This window comes from Neisseria sp. DTU_2021_1001991_1_SI_NGA_ILE_055, from assembly GCF_032342915.1.
In the GTDB taxonomy this organism is placed as follows: Bacteria; Pseudomonadota; Gammaproteobacteria; order Burkholderiales; family Neisseriaceae; genus Neisseria.
In genome coordinates this window covers 2,382,582-2,401,490 of record NZ_CP135440.1, presented here as the reverse complement: position 1 = coordinate 2,401,490, position 18,909 = coordinate 2,382,582, and the positions used below count along the sequence as shown (strand labels likewise).

The 18,909-nt window shown below is 48.8% G+C and carries 20 protein-coding genes and 4 tRNA genes; 21 read left to right on the top strand and 3 right to left on the bottom strand.

Going from position 1 to position 18,909, the window contains the following annotated elements; translation table 11 throughout:
* Positions 1–319 precede the first annotated feature (319 nt).
* The 4 genes from rpmH to yidC all read left to right on the top strand — a co-directional run bounded on the left by rpmH (position 320) and on the right by yidC (position 2,781).
* Positions 320–454 (top strand): 50S ribosomal protein L34, encoded by a 135-nt coding sequence (gene rpmH, locus RRV97_RS11455; RefSeq protein WP_002214728.1) that lies wholly within the window; start codon positions 320–322, stop codon positions 452–454.
* 2 nt (positions 455–456) lie between these two features.
* Positions 457–798 carry a ribonuclease P protein component gene (rnpA, locus tag RRV97_RS11450; RefSeq protein WP_315611582.1) on the top strand — a complete coding sequence of 114 codons (342 nt, stop codon included), beginning with the start codon at positions 457–459 and terminating at the stop codon, positions 796–798.
* On the top strand, positions 795–1,016 hold the full coding sequence (gene yidD, locus RRV97_RS11445) for a membrane protein insertion efficiency factor YidD (protein ID WP_315611581.1): 222 nt from the start codon (positions 795–797) through the stop codon (positions 1,014–1,016). Before rnpA ends, yidD begins: the two co-directional genes overlap by 4 nt.
* Before the next feature lie 118 nt (positions 1,017–1,134).
* The gene (gene yidC, locus RRV97_RS11440) at positions 1,135–2,781 is read left to right on the top strand and encodes a membrane protein insertase YidC (protein ID WP_315611580.1); all 1,647 of its coding nucleotides are present in this window, start codon (positions 1,135–1,137) and stop codon (positions 2,779–2,781) included.
* A gap of 94 nt (positions 2,782–2,875) precedes the next feature.
* Here the strand turns inward: yidC and RRV97_RS11435 are convergent, their stop codons facing one another.
* Together RRV97_RS11435 and RRV97_RS11430 are read right to left on the bottom strand one after the other, a co-directional pair.
* Positions 2,876–3,586, bottom strand: coding sequence for an SAM-dependent methyltransferase (locus RRV97_RS11435; RefSeq protein WP_004520414.1), 711 nt, complete (start codon positions 3,584–3,586; stop codon positions 2,876–2,878).
* Positions 3,587–3,640: 54 nt separating this feature from the next.
* Positions 3,641–4,231: a Maf family protein gene (locus RRV97_RS11430; protein WP_070815027.1), complete on the bottom strand. Its 591-nt coding sequence runs from the start codon at positions 4,229–4,231 to the stop codon at positions 3,641–3,643.
* A 55-nt stretch (positions 4,232–4,286) separates the two neighbouring features.
* Between RRV97_RS11430 and RRV97_RS11425 the strand changes: the two genes are divergently transcribed.
* The 17 genes from RRV97_RS11425 (at position 4,287) to RRV97_RS11345 (ending at position 17,159) form a co-directional block, all read left to right on the top strand.
* Entirely contained in the window at positions 4,287–4,790 is a 504-nt protein-coding gene (locus RRV97_RS11425) for a YceD family protein (protein WP_070836800.1), read from the top strand.
* Between the two features lie 33 nt (positions 4,791–4,823).
* On the top strand, positions 4,824–5,003 hold the full coding sequence (rpmF, locus tag RRV97_RS11420; RefSeq protein ID WP_002240035.1) for a 50S ribosomal protein L32: 180 nt from the start codon (positions 4,824–4,826) through the stop codon (positions 5,001–5,003).
* Between the two features lie 92 nt (positions 5,004–5,095).
* Positions 5,096–5,620 carry a phosphoribosyltransferase gene (locus tag RRV97_RS11415; protein WP_003748924.1) on the top strand — a complete coding sequence of 175 codons (525 nt, stop codon included), beginning with the start codon at positions 5,096–5,098 and terminating at the stop codon, positions 5,618–5,620.
* A gap of 121 nt (positions 5,621–5,741) precedes the next feature.
* Positions 5,742–6,812 (top strand): phosphate acyltransferase PlsX, encoded by a 1,071-nt coding sequence (gene plsX, locus RRV97_RS11410; RefSeq protein ID WP_315611579.1) that lies wholly within the window; start codon positions 5,742–5,744, stop codon positions 6,810–6,812.
* Positions 6,813–6,965: 153 nt separating this feature from the next.
* On the top strand, positions 6,966–7,928 hold the full coding sequence (locus RRV97_RS11405) for a beta-ketoacyl-ACP synthase III (protein ID WP_315611578.1): 963 nt from the start codon (positions 6,966–6,968) through the stop codon (positions 7,926–7,928).
* A 114-nt stretch (positions 7,929–8,042) separates the two neighbouring features.
* On the top strand, positions 8,043–8,327 hold the full coding sequence (locus RRV97_RS11400; RefSeq protein WP_315611577.1) for a DUF1294 domain-containing protein: 285 nt from the start codon (positions 8,043–8,045) through the stop codon (positions 8,325–8,327).
* Between the two features lie 9 nt (positions 8,328–8,336).
* Positions 8,337–9,263: an ACP S-malonyltransferase gene (fabD, locus tag RRV97_RS11395; protein ID WP_315611576.1), complete on the top strand. Its 927-nt coding sequence runs from the start codon at positions 8,337–8,339 to the stop codon at positions 9,261–9,263.
* Positions 9,264–9,337: 74 nt separating this feature from the next.
* Positions 9,338–10,339, top strand: coding sequence for a hypothetical protein (locus RRV97_RS11390; RefSeq protein WP_315611575.1), 1,002 nt, complete (start codon positions 9,338–9,340; stop codon positions 10,337–10,339).
* 54 nt (positions 10,340–10,393) lie between these two features.
* Positions 10,394–11,464 carry a hypothetical protein gene (locus RRV97_RS11385; protein WP_315611574.1) on the top strand — a complete coding sequence of 357 codons (1,071 nt, stop codon included), beginning with the start codon at positions 10,394–10,396 and terminating at the stop codon, positions 11,462–11,464.
* A complete protein-coding gene (locus RRV97_RS11380; RefSeq protein WP_315611573.1) occupies positions 11,457–12,500 on the top strand; it encodes a glycosyltransferase family 8 protein in 1,044 nt (347 codons plus the stop codon). The genes RRV97_RS11385 and RRV97_RS11380 overlap by 8 nt, the downstream gene beginning before the upstream one ends.
* Complete coding sequence (locus tag RRV97_RS11375; protein ID WP_315611572.1) at positions 12,497–13,570, top strand: hypothetical protein; 1,074 nt, start codon at positions 12,497–12,499, stop codon at positions 13,568–13,570. The genes RRV97_RS11380 and RRV97_RS11375 overlap by 4 nt, the downstream gene beginning before the upstream one ends.
* A 109-nt stretch (positions 13,571–13,679) precedes the next feature.
* The gene (gene fabG / locus RRV97_RS11370) at positions 13,680–14,426 is read left to right on the top strand and encodes a 3-oxoacyl-ACP reductase FabG (RefSeq protein WP_003684588.1); all 747 of its coding nucleotides are present in this window, start codon (positions 13,680–13,682) and stop codon (positions 14,424–14,426) included.
* Positions 14,427–14,696: 270 nt separating this feature from the next.
* Positions 14,697–16,679, top strand: coding sequence for a monovalent cation:proton antiporter-2 (CPA2) family protein (locus RRV97_RS11365; RefSeq protein WP_315611571.1), 1,983 nt, complete (start codon positions 14,697–14,699; stop codon positions 16,677–16,679).
* A gap of 69 nt (positions 16,680–16,748) precedes the next feature.
* Positions 16,749–16,824 (top strand) — tRNA-Val (locus RRV97_RS11360).
* 33 nt (positions 16,825–16,857) lie between these two features.
* Positions 16,858–16,934 (top strand) — tRNA-Asp (locus RRV97_RS11355).
* 39 nt (positions 16,935–16,973) lie between these two features.
* Positions 16,974–17,049, top strand: a tRNA-Val gene (locus RRV97_RS11350).
* Between the two features lie 33 nt (positions 17,050–17,082).
* A tRNA-Asp gene (locus tag RRV97_RS11345) sits at positions 17,083–17,159 on the top strand.
* Between the two features lie 285 nt (positions 17,160–17,444).
* Here the strand turns inward: RRV97_RS11345 and dacB are convergent.
* Entirely contained in the window at positions 17,445–18,857 is a 1,413-nt protein-coding gene (gene dacB / locus RRV97_RS11340; protein WP_315611570.1) for a D-alanyl-D-alanine carboxypeptidase/D-alanyl-D-alanine-endopeptidase, read from the bottom strand.
* Positions 18,858–18,909 lie beyond the last annotated feature (52 nt).

The window sequence follows — 18,909 nt, the reverse complement described above, 5'->3', positions numbered from 1 at the left end:
GAGATTAAGCTCGGAAAATGGAAGATTTGGGAAATACAAGAAGGCGGAGCAGACAGGCAATCCAATAAAAATCAGATTTTTATGACACGCCCGCTGCTTTCAGACGGCCTTGCGCACAGAGAAAAGCAAGGTTGGGCGATTATACCCATTCCGCTCTTTTTTATCCACAACCGCCGCAAAATTTTATCCACAAATTCTATCAATGCATCAAACCCGTTGTCACACTTTAGCCGACGAAAAGTTTTTATATTGATTGACAAAAGCAACAAATTGGAGTGTAATTCACGGTTTAATTATCTACCAATTTTTAGGAAACATCATGAAACGCACTTATCAACCTTCCGTTACCAAACGCAAACGCACCCACGGCTTCTTGGTTCGCTCCAAAACCCGCGGTGGTCGCGCAGTATTGGCTGCCCGTCGCGCCAAAGGCCGCAAACGCCTGGCTGTATAATTTTGAATTACGGCTTCTCGAAGCAGTATCGCTTATTAAAAACGGATGATTTTTCATCCGTTTTTGCGTTGAAAAACCGACGCAGCCGCGATTTGCTGCAAGTCTCCCAGTCCACAGACAATACGCTCGGCCATCCGCGCCTTGGTTTGGTCGTCAGCAAAAAGACCGCCAAACGCGCACATGACCGTAATTATATGAAGCGCGTCATCCGCGACTGGTTCAGGCTGAATCAACACCAGCTGCCGCCGCATGATTTTGTTGTGCGCGTGCGTCAGGCGTTTAATCGTGAAACAGCCCCGAAAGCCCGAAACCAACTTGCCCAGCTGATGAAAAAACGCCGATGAACACCCTGCTTTCCAAGCTCATCCTTGCACTCATCCGCTTTTACCAATATTGCATCAGCCCCCTCATTCCGCCGCGCTGCCGTTATACCCCGACCTGTTCACAATACGCAGTCGAAGCCGTCAAAAAATACGGCGCACTCAAAGGCGGATGGCTGGCCATCAAACGCATCGCACGATGCCACCCTTTCGGCGGACACGGACATGACCCTGTTCCATAATGCTGCTGTCAACCATTTAAAGAACACGATTTCCTTTAATTTCCCGTCGGTTTCTATATAATGCCGTCTGAAGCAGTTTTCATCTCGATTACCTATCCGTCAATTCCAGGAATCTCTTATGGATTTTAAAAGACTAATGGCGTTTTTTGCCATTTCAGTGGCAATCTTTGCCGGCTGGGAACATTTCTTCCCCAGCCCCAAACCTAATCCGGCGCAACAAGCCGCGCAACAGCAAACGGCCGCTGCTCCGGCAAAAGCCGCTGCTGAAGCCGCGCTTGCCCCGGCCTCCCCTATTACCGTTACCACGGACACAGTTAAAGCCGTCATCGACGAAAAAAGCGGCGACCTGCGCCAGCTGACCCTCTTGCAATACAAAGCAACCGGTGACGAACACAAACCTTTCCTCCTGTTTAACGACGGCAAGGAATACACCTATGTTGCCCAATCCGAGCTTTTGGACGCACAAGGCAACAACGTTCTGAAAGGCATCAGCTTTACCGCTCCGCAAAAACAATACAGTTTGGAAGGCGACAAAGTCGAAGTCCGCCTGAGCGCACCTGAAACCAACGGCCTAAAAATCGACAAAGTTTATACTTTTACCAAAGGCAGCTACTTGGTTAACGTCCGCTTTGACATTACCAACAGCAACGGCCAACCCGTCAACCTGAGCGCAGACTACCGCATCGTCCGCGACCACAGCGAACCCGAAGGCCAAGGCTACTTTACCCGCTCTTACGTCGGCCCGGTGGTTTACTCCCCTGAAGGCGGCTTCCAAAAAGTCAGCTTCTCTGATTTGGACGACGATGCTAAATCCGGCAAATCCGAAGCCGAATACATCCGCAAAACGCCGACCGGCTGGCTCGGCATGATTGAACACCACTTCATGTCCACTTGGATTTTGCAGCCTAAAGACGGCCAAAGCGTATGCACCGCAGGCGACTGCCGTATCGACATCAAACGTCGAAACGACAACCTGTACAGCGCAAGCGTCAGCGTGCCTTTAGCCGCCATTCAAGCCGGCGCGAAAGCCGAAACCGCCATCAACCTGTATGCCGGTCCGCAAACCACTTCCGTTATCGCCAACATCGCCGACAAACTGCAACTGGCCAAAGACTACGGCAAAGTACACTGGTTCGCCTCCCCGCTCTTCTGGCTCTTGAACCAACTGCACAACATCATCGGCAACTGGGGTTGGGCAATCATCGTTTTGACCATCATCGTCAAAGCCGTGCTGTACCCGTTGACCAACGCCTCTTACCGCTCTATGGCAAAAATGCGTGCCGCCGCACCTAAATTGCAAGCCATCAAAGAGAAATACGGCGATGACCGCATGGCGCAACAACAAGCTATGATGCAGCTTTATAAAGACGAGAAAATCAATCCGCTGGGCGGCTGCCTGCCTATGCTGTTGCAAATCCCCGTCTTCATCGGCCTGTACTGGGCATTGTTCGCCTCCGTAGAATTGCGCCAAGCGCCTTGGTTGGGCTGGATTACCGACTTGAGCCGTCCGGATCCTTTCTACATCCTGCCTTTGATTATGGCGGCAACCATGTTTGCACAAACTTATCTGAATCCGCCGTCAACCGACCCGATGCAGGCGAAAATGATGAAAGTCATGCCTTTGATTTTCTCCATCATGTTCTTCTTCTTCCCTGCCGGTTTGGTTCTGTACTGGGTAGTCAACAACCTCTTGACCATCGCCCAACAATGGCACATCAACCGCAGCATCGAAAAACAACGCGCCCAAGGCGAAGTCGTTTCTTGATAAAGGTTTAGGTAACACAAAGGCCGTCTGTTGTTCAGACGGCCTTTTTTATTTCCCCAAACAAATACAGTTTGAAATTGAACCCAATCCAGTTTTACGCTGCATGCAACACAAAAATCGTCGGGCGTTTTTTCAAATTCGGCATTTCTTTTCTTTTCCGCCACTGCGCAATCGTCTGGCTGATGATTTCCTGTGTCGGCAAGGTTAAGTCCGTGGCCACGCATAATCGCGTTTCAGGATGCAGGTTTTCCACCGCATCAGCCAACAACGCATCGTTGCGATACGGCGTTTCGATAAACAGCTGCGTTTCATTCTGCTGGCGCGAACGTTGCTCCAAAGCCTTCAAACGCTGAATCCGCTCATTTTTTTCAGACGGCAAATAACCCTTAAACGCAAAGTTCTGACCATTCGCACCCGAAGCCATCAGCGCCAGCAACAAACTGGACGGCCCGACCAAAGGCCGTACTTCAAAACCGTGTTTATGAGCCAACGCCACCAAATTCGCGCCCGGGTCGGCAACAGCCGGGCAACCTGCCTCGCTGACAATACCCATACTGCGCCCTTCTTGCAAAGGTTTCAGCAATTCCGGCAAAGTCTTCAAATCCGTGTGTTCATTCAGCGTTTGCAGATTCAGCTCGCGGATAGGCGTAGTCACACCCAAGTGTTTCAAATGCGCGCGCGCTGTTTTTTCCGCTTCCACAACAAAATCCGTCAGCCCGACAATCGCCTGTTGCTCATGCGGCAACAGGCATGGCGTATCAGGCGCACCCAAAGGGGTAGGAATCAAATACAAAATCGGTTTCATTCTTGCAGCTCCCAAAAATCTCAGGCCGTCTGAACACATTCAGACGGCCTCAAACTATAAAACTTCCACACCTTCGTTTTTCAAAAAATCAATCAGACGGAAAATCGGAAGGCCAATCAAAGCATTTGGGTCCGTACTTTCAATCCGCTCCAACAAAGCAGCGCCCAAACCCTCGCTCTTCGCCGCGCCGGCACAATAAACCGCATCCGGCTCACGTTCCAAATATCGGCTGATTTGTTCCTGCGACAACTGGCGCATGGTAACCACCGTATGATCGACATGATGCTGAACCTTGCCCGTAGCAGTATTCAAAAGCACGATTGCGCTGTAAAATTCAATCCGTTTTCCACTTAAGTTTTCCAGCATCTGTTGTGCATTTGCGACGTTCATCGGCTTACCCAATTGACGTCCTTCGCACCATGCGACTTGGTCTGCTCCGATAATCAGCGCGGCAGGGAAAGCTGCCGCCAATGAACGGGCTTTACCTTTAGCCAAACGCAGCGCCGTTTCGCCCGCATGCTCGCCCGCAATAGGTGTTTCGTCAAAATCAGGCGATGCCGTCTGAAAATCGACACCCAAACGGCGAAGCTGTCCGCAACGGAAAACCGAAGTCGACCCTAAAACCAAAGGCAGTTTTACTTCCATATTTTTACTTAAAAACATTGACGTTAGACCGCCGAAATTATATCATACTCCGTTTATGTCATACCCTAATTTGATTGACCCAGAAGTTTTCGCCGCCGAAGGGCAGAATCTGCAAGGCAGCTTCCTGCTCGAAGAATTGGATGAACGAGTCAGTTCGCACGATTATCCGGCCGACAAACAGACGCGCGTGTCGTTTACGCTGCAAGGTGGCCGCGACCGGCTGCAACGTCTGTTTCTCGATTTGAACGTCAAAGCCGATATGCCCCTGATTTGCCAGCGCTGCATTACGCCCATGCCGTTTCTGCTCGATGAAACCAGCCGTATCGTCTTGTTTGCCGATGAAGAGAGTTTGGACGAAGCCATGCTTGCCGATGAAGAATTGGAAGGTATGCTGCTCGAAAAAGAGCTAGACGTACGAACTCTGGTCGAAGACCAAATCCTGATGTCGCTCCCTTTCTCCCCTCGACACGAAGACTGCGGCAACAATGGGACACTGGAAGAAGTCAATCGGGACAAACCAAACCCCTTCGCTGTTTTAGCAGGTTTGAAAAGCAGTTAATTAGGACACAGTTTATTTATTTAGGAGCTTGAAATGGCCGTTCAACAAAACAAAAAATCCCCTTCTAAACGCGGTATGCACCGTTCACACGACGCTCTGACTGCGCCTTCTCTGTCTGTCGACAGCGCGACCGGCGAAGTGCATCGTCCACACCACATTTCTCCAAACGGTATGTACCGTGGCCGTAAAGTGGTAAAAGCTAAAGGCGAATAATCCGTTCGTCTGACTGAAAAAGCCAGAATATTGCCATGCAATGACTGGCTTTTTTGCATTGCACCCTGTATTTTCCTCTTCGGAAGCACACCATGAAACGTAAAATCTGGTACACCTACGACGACATCCACCGCGTAATCAAAGGATTGGCGGAAAAAATCCAAAACTCCGGCACCAAATACGATGCCATGATTGCCATTGGCGGCGGCGGTTTCATCCCTGCTCGCATGTTGCGCTGCTTCTTGGAAATCCCGATTTACGCCGTGACCACAGCCTACTACGACAACGATCACGAAGGTCAAGTGACCGAGGAAGTGAAAAAAGTCCAATGGCTCGATCCCGTTCCCGATGTACTGAAAGGCAAAAACGTACTGGTTGTTGACGAAGTGGACGACAGCCGCGTTACCATGGAATTCTGCCTGAACGAATTGTTGAAAGAAGATTTCGGCACCATCGGCGTGGCAGTATTGCATGAAAAAATCAAAGCCAAAGTCGGCAAGATTCCCGAAGGCATCCCTTATTTCAGCGGCATTACCGTGGAAGACTGGTGGATCAACTATCCTTGGGACGCGCTGGACATCGACGAACACAATAAATTGGCCGCGCAAAACCGATAAATCCGGCATGACCGTCGCAACAAGCCTTTCCATCTGATTTTCAATTCATCTCCTGAAAATCAGATGAATGTGCTCGTCCGATGGTCCGAGGCCGTCTGAAACACACAAACCGGAGAACAACATGATTACACTGGCCGTAGATGCCATGGGCGGAGATGCAGGCCTTGCGATTACCGTCCCCGGTGCAGTGGATTTCCTAAAACAACAATCCGACGTACACCTGATTATGGTCGGCGATGAAGCAGCAGTCCACCAAGCATTAAGCTCGGCAGGCGCGCCCATGGACCGCATTACCGTCTGCCATGCAGCACAAGTTGTTGAAATGGATGAAGCGCCGCAATCCGCGCTGAAAAACAAAAAAGAATCATCCATGCGCATCGCCATCAACCAAGTTAAAGAAGGCAACGCGCAAGCCGCCGTATCGGCAGGCAATACCGGCGCATTGATGGCGACCGCCCGATTCGTCCTCAAAACCATTCCCAGCATTGAGCGCCCTGCCATCGCCAAATTCCTGCCTTCCGACAGCGAACACGTTACTTTGGCTTTGGATTTGGGTGCCAACGTTGACTGTACGCCCGAACAACTGGTTCAATTTGCCATCATCGGCAGCGAGCTGGTACACGCCCTGCACCCGGAAAAAGGTAGCCCGCGCGTCGCCCTTTTGAACGTCGGTACAGAAGACATCAAGGGTACGGATGCCGTCAAACAAACCTTTAAACTGTTGAGCAGCAGCAAACTCAACTTCATCGGCAATATCGAAAGCAACAGCGTTTTGTATGGCGAAGCCGATGTCGTTGTTGCAGACGGATTTGTCGGCAACGTTATGCTCAAAACCATCGAAGGCGCAGTTAAATTCATGAGCGGCGCCATCCGCCGTGAATTCCAAAGCACCCTGTTCAACAAACTTGCCGCCATTGCCGCCCTGCCCGCGCTCAAAGGCTTGAAAGGCAAACTCGATCCGCGCAAATTTAACGGCGCCATCCTGCTTGGTTTACGCGGTATCGTGATTAAGAGCCACGGCGGAACCGACGAAGTCGGCTTCCGTTATGCTTTGGAGGAAGCCTACCACGAAGCCAAATCCGCCGGCCTCGCCCAAATCGAACAAGGCGTAGCCACCCAGTTGGCCGCTTTAGAAGCCGCCAAAGCAGAAGCAGAACAGGAAGAAACCGCCGCTCCGGCCACGGAAGCTTAAGGCTGATATACACAGGCCGTCTGAAACTTCAAAATGTTCAGACGGCCTGTTTTTATCTTTGAAACACCAACTTCATGCTTCATATTGGGAATTTCCCCATTTTCGCTTACAATATCCGACTATCTGAATTAACTCTCTAAAAAGGCCGTTCTCATGCAATATGCCAAAATTTCCGGCACAGGCAGCTATCTTCCTGCCAACCGCGTCAGCAATGACGACCTTGCCAAAAAAGTGGACACTTCCGACGAATGGATTACCACGCGTACAGGCATCAAATTCCGCCATATTGCAGACGAGGGCGAAAAAACCAGCGACTTGGCCGCCGAATCAGCACGTCGCGCCTTGGCAGATGCCCATTTACAGGCTGACGACATCGACCTGATTATCGTTGCCACAGCCACTCCCGATATGCAGTTCCCCTCTACTGCGACCATCGTTCAGCAAAAATTAGGCATAACCAATGGCTGCCCTGCCTTTGACGTACAAGCCGTGTGCGCCGGTTTTATGTATGCCATGACCACTGCCAATGCCTACATCAAAAGCGGCATGGCGAAAAACGCTTTGGTTATCGGCGCGGAAACCTTCAGCCGCATCGTCGATTGGAACGACCGCACCACCTGCGTCCTCTTTGGTGACGGCGCAGGCGCGGTTGTCTTAAGCGCATCTGACGAGCCGGGCATCATACACGGCAAACTCAAAGCCGACGGCAACTACCTCAACCTTTTAAACGTCCCCGGGCAAATCGCCAACGGCCAGGTTTGCGGTTCGCCCTACATCAGCATGGACGGCCCCGGCGTATTCAAATTTGCCGTCAAAATGCTGGCAAAAATTGCAGATGACGTTATCGAAGAAGCCGGTTACACCACCGATCAAATCGATTGGATTGTGCCGCACCAAGCCAACAAGCGCATTATCGACTCTACCGCCAAACACTTGGGCTTGAGCATGGACAAAGTGATCTTGACCGTCCAAGACCACGGCAACACTTCCGCAGCCTCCATTCCGTTGGCACTGGATGTCGGCATTAAAAACGGACAAATCAAACGCGGACAAAACCTCTTGCTCGAAGGCATCGGTGGCGGTTTTGCCTGGGGTGCGGTTTTGGTGAAATACTAACGGTTGGGCCGTCTGAACATCCCTTTCAGACGGCCTATTCTGCTCAAACCCATGAAATCCCTAACGTTTGCACTCTGCATCAGTAGCCTGTTTTTAAGCATAACGGCTGTAATATTGCCCAAACTGGCAATCGCCTATCTCGTGCTGAGCGCATACGTTTTCCTGCTTTACTACCAAGACAAACAGCGCGCACGCAAGCACGGCAGGCGCATACCCGAAGCAAAATTGCACCTGCTCAACCTGCTTGGCGGCTGGCCGGGCGGTTATTGCGGCAGCCTCGCATTCAGGCACAAAACCAGCAAACCCGAGTTTGTCCGCACCTTCCGGCTGAGTGCCTCAACCAATATTGTCGCCACCCTCCTTCTGCTGGCAGACACCCTCAAACATTCAAACCAATAAGGAATTACCATGTCTTTCGCATTCTTTTTTCCCGGACAAGGCTCACAAAGCCTAGGCATGATGAACGGTTTTGCCGAGCAAACCATCGTTAAAGCCACATTTGACGAAGCTTCCGCCGTATTGGGTCAAGACCTGTGGGCAATGATTAACGGCAAAGATGCCGAATTAATCGGTCAAACCGTCAACACCCAGCCCATCATGCTGGCTGCCGGCATTGCCACCTACCGCGCCTACTTGGAAGCCGGCGGAAAAACCCCTTCCGTCGTTGCAGGCCACAGCCTCGGTGAATACACCGCCCTCGTCGCTGCCGGCGCATTGGATTTTGCAGACGCGGTCAAACTGGTCCGCCTGCGCGCCGAACTCATGCAATCTGCCGTACCGCAAGGCGTAGGCGCAATGGCCGCTATTTTGGGTTTGGAAGACGAACAAGTCAAAGCCATTTGTGCCGAAGCCGCACAAGGCGAAGTCGTTGAAGCCGTCAACTTCAACTCCCCAGGCCAAGTCGTGATCGCCGGCAACACCGCCGCAGTCGAACGCGCCATGGCCGCCGCCAAAGAAGCCGGAGCCAAACGTGCCCTGCCGCTGCCCGTTTCCGTTCCCTCACATTGCAGCCTCATGAAGCCCGCAGCGGAAAAACTTGCCGAAGCATTGAAAGACATCACCATCAAACAACCGCAAATCCGCGTCATCCATAATGCCGATGTTGCCTCTTACGATGATGCCGACAAAATCAAAGATGCCCTAGTACGCCAACTGTACAGCCCGGTGCGCTGGACAGAAACCGTCAACGCGCTTGTTTCTGAAGGCATCACCGAATCCGCCGAATGCGGCCCCGGCAAAGTCCTCGCAGGCCTCGCCAAACGTATCAACAAAGAAGCCGTATGCAGCGCATTGACCAATGCCGATCAAGTGGCTGCATTTATCGAAGCCCACTAAAACGTTTTCAGACGGCCTTATCCTGTCAGGCAAGGCCGTCTGAAAGATCAGCTCCACTCCAATCCGAATACATTATGAAAAAAACCATTATTCTTGCCGTTCCCTACATGTACGGACTGGATCAATGTATCGAAAAAAATCTGCGTTTTCTTGGTTTTGAGGTCATCAACCTGTGCTATGACGACCGGGATTCCTATTACCCGAACTTGGGCAGCAGACTCAAAAACCTCTACCACAAACACATCACCAAAGACGGCAACTATAAAAAATACCTCAAATACAGCCGCTACCTCGACGACATTCAGCAAAAATTGGCCTTGCTAAACGGTAAAAAAGCCGACTATGCGCTCTGTATCCGCGCCAATATTTACCCCAAAGAAATCATCGCCACCATCCGAGAACACAGCAATGTTTGCGTGAATTATCAATGGGATGGCGTAGGTCGTTTTCCAGATATTATTGAATATTTGGATTATTTTGACCAATGTTGGGTTTTCGATCCCGACGATATTCAAAAATATCCACAATGCCATTTCAAAGCCACCACCAATTTTTACTTTGACTTTCCCGTGGCTGAATATGCACCCACTAACAAACTCTACTTTTTAGGCGGCTACGAACTTAGACGCGAAGAGCAAACCAAACGTTTTATCCAAGAAACCGAACGACTCAATTTACCCTTGGATTTCCATATCTACTGCAAAGATGACAGGGCCGAAAAAGCCTTCGGACACAACGGCATCCGCTATCTCGACCGCAGCAGCATCCTTAGCTTTGAAGAAAACCTCAGCCAAGTGCAAAGTTGCGGCGCAGTCGTCGATTTTGCACAATTCGAACATTACGGCTTATCATTCCGTATCTTTGATGCGTTGCGTTTCGATAAAAAACTGATTACCACCAACAAACATATCTTAGAGACTGACCTATACCACCCAGACCGTGTGTTCGTATGGGACGGCGGTAGTTTAGACGCATTGCCTGAATTTTTGGCACGCCCGTATCAGCAACCCGCCCCTGAAATCAAAGCCTATTATTCATTTACACAATGGCTAAACCGCCTGCTCGGCATTGATTAACCCTATGCCGATAGCAAATATCCCTATCTGACAAAATATTATATTGAATACATTATGAGTAAGAAAAAAGTCATTCTCGCCATGCCGGAACTCTTCAAAATCCACGAACTCATTATTGAGAACTTGGAAAAATGCGGATTTGAAGTGCTGTCTCTGACCTATGAAGAAAAAGAGTTCAAATACAAAAATGTATTTCAACGGCTGAAAAAAATCTGGTATCGAAATATTCTTGGACAAAAAGACTTCAAAAAACGGACCATGTTCCGCGCCGTAGAAGAACGCCTCAATACCCTGTTAAGCGAACATCCCGAACAAGCGGATTATTGCTTCATGATTTGGCTGGGTGCCTATCCGAAAGACTTTATCGCCAAGCTCAGGGCGCATTCCAAACTGATGGTGTACTACAACTGGGAAGCCCTGACCTTCTTAAAAGAAGACTTCGACAACATCGAGTTTTTCGACAAATTTTACTTTTTCGATCCGTTTGACCAGGGCAAACATCCCGAATACACCAAAAAACTCTTTCCAACCACCAGCTTCTACTTTGACTGCTTCAGGCCGTCTGAAAACCCGCAAAACAAAATCTTGTTTATCGGCTCGTACGCTGCCGACCGCAACAACGACATCCGCGCATTTTGCGAAGCTGCACGTTCAATCGGTTTAGAAATAGATTTCCGCTTGGCCAGCAAGAAAATCGAAGAAGAAAAAGCGGCTTTGGGCATTCCCGAAGTCGAGTTCTTCTCCTTTGAAAACGCCCTCTCCTATCGTCAAAACTTGGAAGAAGCGGCCAAATCCTCCGTATTGGTAGATTTCCTCAACCGCAAGCACTACGGCCTCTCTTTGCGGATTTTCGAAGCGATCGGTTTGGAAAAAAAACTGATTACGACCAATCCGACCATCGTACATTACGATTTTTATCACCCGAACAATATGTTCTACTGGAATGGAAGCAACCTTGATGAACTCAAAGCCTTCCTGACCTTGCCGTATGTACCGCTTGCCCCCGGCCTAAAACACAAATACAGCTTCAGCAACTGGATCAGCTGCGCATTTGATATTGAACCGAATATCCCTATCGGATTACCTGAAATCGATAGAGAAGTTGTGGAGAATTTAAATGTTTGACAAGGAAAAGCTGCTGACTTCTGTAATTCCTATCAGGACACACCAGCCAGCAGCAACCGTGCAACATATTGTCTATGCGGCCGATCAAAACTACATCCGCCACATCGGCACATCCATGCTCTCTGTTTTGGCAAACAACCGCTTTCCTATTCATTTTCATCTCTTGGTCAGCGGTTCGGAAAATTATGACTTCGATATTTTCAACCAACTAGAAAATATCAATCCAAATTACGCCGTAACGGTTTATCACCTGAATACAGATTATTTTTCTACCCTGCAGACAACCAGCTATTTCACCATCGCCATGTACTACCGGATGTGCATACCCGCCATACTTGGCGATATAAGCGATACTGCACTCTACTTGGACACAGACGTTCTCTGCTTAGGCGATATATCAGAACTGTTTACCGTCAACCTTGACCGCAAACTTCTCGCAGCCGTTCCAGAAACAACACTTTACCGTGCCTACATCAACAAATTGAATGTATTCGGTTTTAGAAGTACAGACCCCTACTTCAATTCAGGCGTACTGCTGTTTAACAACAAATTTTGGAACGAATCATCCACTTACACTATCCTAAGCGAGAAAATACGGCAGGTCGAACTCAGCAAATTTATCTTGGCATGTCCGGATCAAGATCTGCTCAATCTAAGCTGCAAAGGTAAAGTAGGGTGGTTGCCCGATTCCTACAATTGGATACATTGGCACCACCGGGCAGAAGAACTAAACGATAACCCTAACAATATCCGGCTTGTTCATTTTATCGGCGGAACCAAGCCTTGGCATCATCTTGGTTTCCATCCTGTTTATGATTCTTTTTATAAAAAGTCTCCTTGGTATGATGGTTATTTCCATCAAAATCTAAAAACTACATTACACTTCTCTAATTCCTACCAAAAATACAAACAAGCTGCCAATCGCTTATGGCAGCAAGGAAACAAAAAACAGGCATTAGCGTACTACAAAGAATACTTACTACGGAAATTTAATCTTATGAAACAAAAATCATCCCTTGGAGTAACTTATCTATGAGTAAGAAACCCATTATCCTACTCGGCATGCTTCGCGTTAATAAAATGGAAAGTTTAGTAATTGACCATCTTAAGAAATACGGTTTTGAGGTCGTAGATATAAGCTACGACCACATTGCCCCTCCGTTCAAATATAAATCTCTCCGCATGAGGCTGGATACATTTGTCCGAAAAAATATCTTCCGTAAAAAGGATGCTAAAAAGAAATTAATTGAAGAAACGGCTAGGTTGCACTTTGAAGCAATCCATAAGAAAACATCCGAACTCATAGACAATTACGAATCTTTTGACTATGCCCTCATTCTGGGTGGTCAGGTGTACCCAAAAGATCTGCTGCTCAAAATCAAACAAAAAACCCAAAAATCCATAGTTGCCTACCAACCTGACGGTATAGACAGATTTCCCCAAGCTAAAGAAACCATAGAATTATTTGACCGCTTTTATGTCTTTGATCCCAAAGATATTAAGAAATATATGGGCCACCTCCACCCTGCAAGCAATTTTTATTTTGAAAACTTAGCAGAAAGCTCAGAAATTTCATCTGACTTCTACTTTATCGGTGCACATCTACCCGTTCTAAAAAGAGATCAGGCAATTGCCACTTTTGCACGCTATGCATCAGAGAAAAACTGGAATTTGGACTTTACCATCTACCATATTGACCAAGGAAGCCTGGCACTACATCACGAGACCTATCCCGAAAACATCAAAGCCACCCTGCAACCTATCAGCTTTGCCGAAAACATACACCGAGAGCAACAAAGCAAGGTATTGCTAGATTTCAAAACCCCCATACACACAGGATTATCCTTCCGCACTATCGAAGCAGTTGGTTACCGTAAAAAACTGATTACTACCAACATCCATGTTGCTGAATATGATTTTTACCATCCTGACAATATCTATATTTGGGATGAAAAAACCTTTGACGGACTGGACGAGTTTTTGGAAAGACCTTATCACGAGCTTCCGGCCAAAATTTATCAAAAATACAGTTTCAGAAACTGGGTCAACTATGTTCTAGATATTCCGCCATACATAGTAATCGGCTTACCCGAAGCAGATTCATAGCATACACAACTCTTTCAAACGACCTGCCGACAAAAATTAGATTAAAAAACCTATTCGTGGTATAAGGCCGTCTGAAACCATTTTTCCAATCGCAATTAAGGAATAAAACATGAGTACACAAGATTTGAGCGGCAAAATTGCTTTAGTAACCGGCGCATCGCGCGGTATTGGTGCGGCGATTGCCGATACTTTGGCTGCGGCCGGTGCAAAAGTTATCGGCACGGCCACCAGCGAAAGCGGCGCGGCTGCAATTAGTGAGCGCTTGGCTCAATGGGGCGGCGAAGGCCGTGCATTGAATTCTGCCGAACCTGAAACCATCGAAAACCTGATTGCCGACATCGAGAAAGAATTCGGCAAACTGGATATTTTGGTCAACAACGCCGGCATTACCCGCGACAACCTTTTGATGCGTATGAAAGAGGAAGAGTGGGACGACATCATGCAGGTTAACCTCAAATCCGTCTTCCGCGCCTCCAAAGCCGTATTGCGCGGCATGATGAAACAGCGTGCCGGCCGCATTATTAACATCACATCTGTTGTCGGCGTGATGGGCAATGCGGGTCAAACCAACTATGCAGCCGCAAAAGCGGGCTTGATCGGCTTCTCCAAATCTATGGCGCGCGAAGTCGGCAGCCGCGGCATTACCGTCAACTGCGTCGCCCCGGGCTTTATCGACACCGATATGACCCGCGCCCTGCCGGAAGAAACCCGCAAAACCTTTGAAGCGCAAACTTCTTTGGGTAAATTCGGCGAAGCGCAAGATATTGCCGATGCAGTCTTGTTCTTGGCTTCTGATCAGGCAAAATACATTACCGGTCAGACACTTCATGTCAACGGCGGCATGTTGATGCCTTAAACCGTTTGTTTATTTAAAGGCCGTCTGAATATTTCAGACGGCCCTTTTTGTCAATCAAAACACTATTTTACATTCTATCTTGATATAATCTTAATAATCCGTTAGATAACGCTCGAAACAGTAAATCCAAATAAGCATGATACGGGAAATCAAATCGCAGGAATAAATTGCGTTCTGTGCGTTTTTATTTGGGTTTGCTGTCGGTTTTCGACGTGTTTCAGACGGCCTCTATATAACAATATTTACTTTTAATGAAAGGCCGCCCACTCTATGCACGAATTTTCCCTTGGTCCCATTGTCATTGTTCTGTTGGTTGCCGTTATTACGGTTATCTGCTGCCGCAAATTCAACATTCCTTCCATGCTCGGTTATCTTTTGGTCGGTTTTATTGCCGGTCCGGGTATGTTCAGACTGATTCCTCAAAGCCACGCTACCGACTATTTGGGCGAAATCGGCATTGTGTTCTTGATGTTCAGCATCGGCCTCGAATTCTCCCTGCCTAAACTCAAAGCCATGCGCCGCCTCGTATTCGGTTTGGGCGGTTTGCAAGTCATCGTTACCATGCTCTCGATTATGGGTATTTTGATGGCGATGGGTACGCCGTTTAACTGGGCGTTTGCCACCGCCGGCGCATTGACCATGTCGTCCACCGCCATCGTCAGCCGCATTTTGTCGGAGAAAACCGAGCTGGGTCAGCCGCATGGTCAAATGGCCATGGGTGTTTTGCTGATGCAGGATATTGCCGTTGTACCGCTGATGATTCTGATTCCGGCACTTGCTGGCGGCAGCGAAGGCAACTTGTGGGTAGAGCTGGGCTTGGCCGGCTTGAAAATGTTGCTGACCTTGGGCATTTTGTTCGTTATCGGCAGCCGTGTGATGTCGCGCTGGTTCAGACTGGTTGCCAAACGCAAATCGTCCGAACTCTTCATGATCAACGTTTTGCTGGTTACTTTGGGCGTAGCCTATCTGACAGAACTTGAAGGCCTGTCCATGGCATTGGGCGCATTCGTCGCCGGTATGCTGCTTTCCGAAACCGAATACCGTATTCAGGTGGAAGACGACATCCGTCCATTCCGCGACATCCTGCTCGGCTTCTTCTTCATCACCGTCGGCATGAAGCTGGATATTCAGGCGCTGATCGGCAACTGGCAGCAAATTCTGATTTTGTTGGCAATCCTGTTGGTCTTGAAAACACTGGTCGTCTTCGTCATCGCTTTGCGCATGAAAAACCCTGTGGGCGACAGCCTCAAGAGTGCGCTTTATTTGGCGCAAGGCGGCGAGTTCGGTTTCGTGATGCTGGCCATTTCCAGCAAAATCAATATGGTTTCGCCCGAATTGGAACAAGCGGCCACTGCAGCCGTCTTGCTCTCCATGATTGCCGCACCATTTATCTTGGGCAGCAGCGATGCCATCATCGGCCGCTTCGTCAAATCCGACTGGGACATGAAAGCCTTGGACTTGCATTCCATGTTGGTGGAAACCATGAGCAAATCCGAACACGTCCTGATTATCGGTTTCGGACGCGGCGGTCAATCCGTCGCCCGCGTATTGGCGCAAGAAGGCATCCCCTACTTTGCCCTCGACTTAGACATTGCCCGCGTACAAGTGGCACGCAACGCAGGCGAACCGGTTTCCTTTGGCGATGCCAAACGCCGTGAAGTTTTGGAAGCCGCCGGATTGGGACGCGCAAAAATGGTGGTCATCACGCTGAACAATATGCACGAAACCCAACATGTTCTCGGCAACATCATGTCCATGCATCCGAGCATGCCGGTTTATGTTCGCGCCACCAATGACGATTACGTCAAAACCTTTACCGAAATGGGCGCAGAAGAAGCCGTTTCCGATACCAAAGAAACCAGCCTGGTGCTGGCAAGTTATGCCATGTTGGGCCACGGCCTCTCCTACAACCATGTTTATCAAACCATAACCCATATCCGTCACAGCCGCTATGCATCGTTGCAAGACTTGTTTATCGGCAGCGATGATGACAGCTTCTCAGACGAAGACAGCAAAGCCATCTCCCGTCACGCCTTCCCGTTGCACGGCGAGGCACACGCCATCGGCAAAACCATCCGCGAATTGCCCTTGTCCGCCCATCATCTGAAGCTATTGTTTATCCGCCGCAAGACCGGAAAAATCCAAGAACTTGATCCTGATTTTGTTTTGGAAAACGGCGATATTTTGATTGTCGCAGGCAAGCAGGAAGAAATTATTTCATTTGAAAACTGGTGCTTACAGGGGGATATCTAATAATCGGCAAATAAATCTTGCGCGCATCAGGATTTTTTGGTTTAATAGCGTCTTCGCAATTTTGCGCACGGGTGATTAGCTCAGTTGGTAGAGCGTCTGCCTTACAAGCAGAATGTCGGCGGTTCGACTCCGTCATCACCCACCAAGTTTCTTTTTCATTGTCTTTGACAGTGGATGCGCGGTGGTAGCTCAGTTGGTTAGAGTACCGGCCTGTCACGCCGGGGGTCGCGGGTTCGAGCCCCGTCCGCCGCGCCATTATTTAAAAATACTGATTTTTCAGTATCTCCCTTTTTCGGGTGATTAGCTCAGTTGGTAGAGCGTCTGCCTTACAAGCAGAATGTCGGCGGTTCGACTCCGTCATCACCCACCAAGTTTCCTTTTTATTGTCTTTGACAGTGGATGCGCGGTGGTAGCTCAGTTGGTTAGAGTACCGGCCTGTCACGCCGGGGGTCGCGGGTTCGAGCCCCGTCCGCCGCGCCATCAAGTTAAAAATAAAAAATACCGGTTTTTACCGGTATTTTTTTCGTCTGTATCCTATGCCTTTTCGTAAAGAGTCTGATTATTTAGACAAGAGAAGCCGGAAATAAACTTAAAACATACGTCTTCAATACCGAAGATAAAACCATACATCTCAAGCTGATTCACACCAAACGCTTATTCATCCAACCCCTGAATCAGCCTTCAAAATAGACATAAATACTTACCCCTCTTACACAAAGGCCGTCTGAAACGTCAATACATTTTCAGACGGCCTTTTTTAGCTTATCAAGCCTGATACCTCATCACGCAGGAGGCCTTAGCATCAATCCAATGTTCGCCACCGGGCTGAACAATTTTAGACACCAGCTTATCCAAATCGCGTAAATAATCGGTTGACTTCGGGCTATTGATAATGACGACAACCAACAACGGCTTTTCGCCCAACCAATACCCAGCCAGTGCGCGGACATCTTTGAGCGTACCGGTTTTGAGGCGCAGGTTTTCACCGGGCTGTTTCAAGCGTGTTTTAAGCGTGCCGTCTTTACCGGCAATCGGCAGCGTACTAATAAACTCGTTTTTAAACGGGCTGAAATAGGCTTTTTCCAACATTTGCGCCATCATTCGCGCATTGAGCCGTTCTACGCGGGACAGGCCTGAGCCGTTTTCCAACACCAGCCCTTCCGTATTGATACCGGCAACCGCCAACTCGCTTTTTACGATAGAGGCAGCCTTGGCCTGCGCCTGCTTGTAATCAGATATATGTCCGGCAAATTTAAGGAAAACCGAACGGGCAATCAGATTATTGGAATGCTTGTTCATATCGGTGAGGATATCGGCAAGCGGTTTGGATAGATGACTCGCCAACACATGCGCGTCATGAGGCGCGACACCTGTTGTCAGGCCGTCTGAAACCGTGCCGTCTTGTTGGCGCCATTGGTTGACAAAACTTTTGCCGACAAATTCTTTCATGCTGTACATATTTAAATACAGCTCTTTGCCCAAACAGCTTTCCGGCAGCTTGCCCGATACGGTCAGCGTATTGTTTTTATAGGAAGTTTTCATGTGGTTTTTTAAAACGCTGCACTTCCCTTCCTTATCTTCAAGCGTCAATTTATTTTGAATATTCAGATTCGGCAGCGGCGGATTGGTACGGATGACCAAGCGTCCGTCTGCTTCTTTTTCAGCGCTAAGTTCAACGGTTTTATACGCCAACATATTAGGGTCGGGCGGCGTCATAAAGCTTTCGGCAGAATCAGAAGCAAAATCATCCGGATTCTTCACATCGCCCCAGAGGCTGCGGTCAAGTATCAGATGCCCGTCAATATGGCGTATGCCCTTATCGCGCATCTGTTGCTGCATTTGCACCAAATCATGCTGGTCAAACACAGGATCACCGCTCCCCACCCAATACACATTGCCTTTCAGCGTATCACCTTTGATTGTGCCGTTGGTTTTAAACTCGGTTTTCCAACGATAATCGCCGCCCAGCATACGAAACGCGGTAAACGCCGTTACCAGCTTCATGGTTGAAGCAGGATTGCGCAACTCATCGGCACGGTGTTCCACAATCACTTTGCCGCTGTCCAGTTCCTGCACATAAACGGAAATCTCATTTTCAGGAATACGGCCGAAATCCAAAGCCCATGACGGACACGCCGCCACCATCAGGCTGATTAATAAAATATTTTTTAACTTCATTGTGTTACAAAAAATTAATACATCTGTACGAGGTACTGAGGCCGTCTGAACG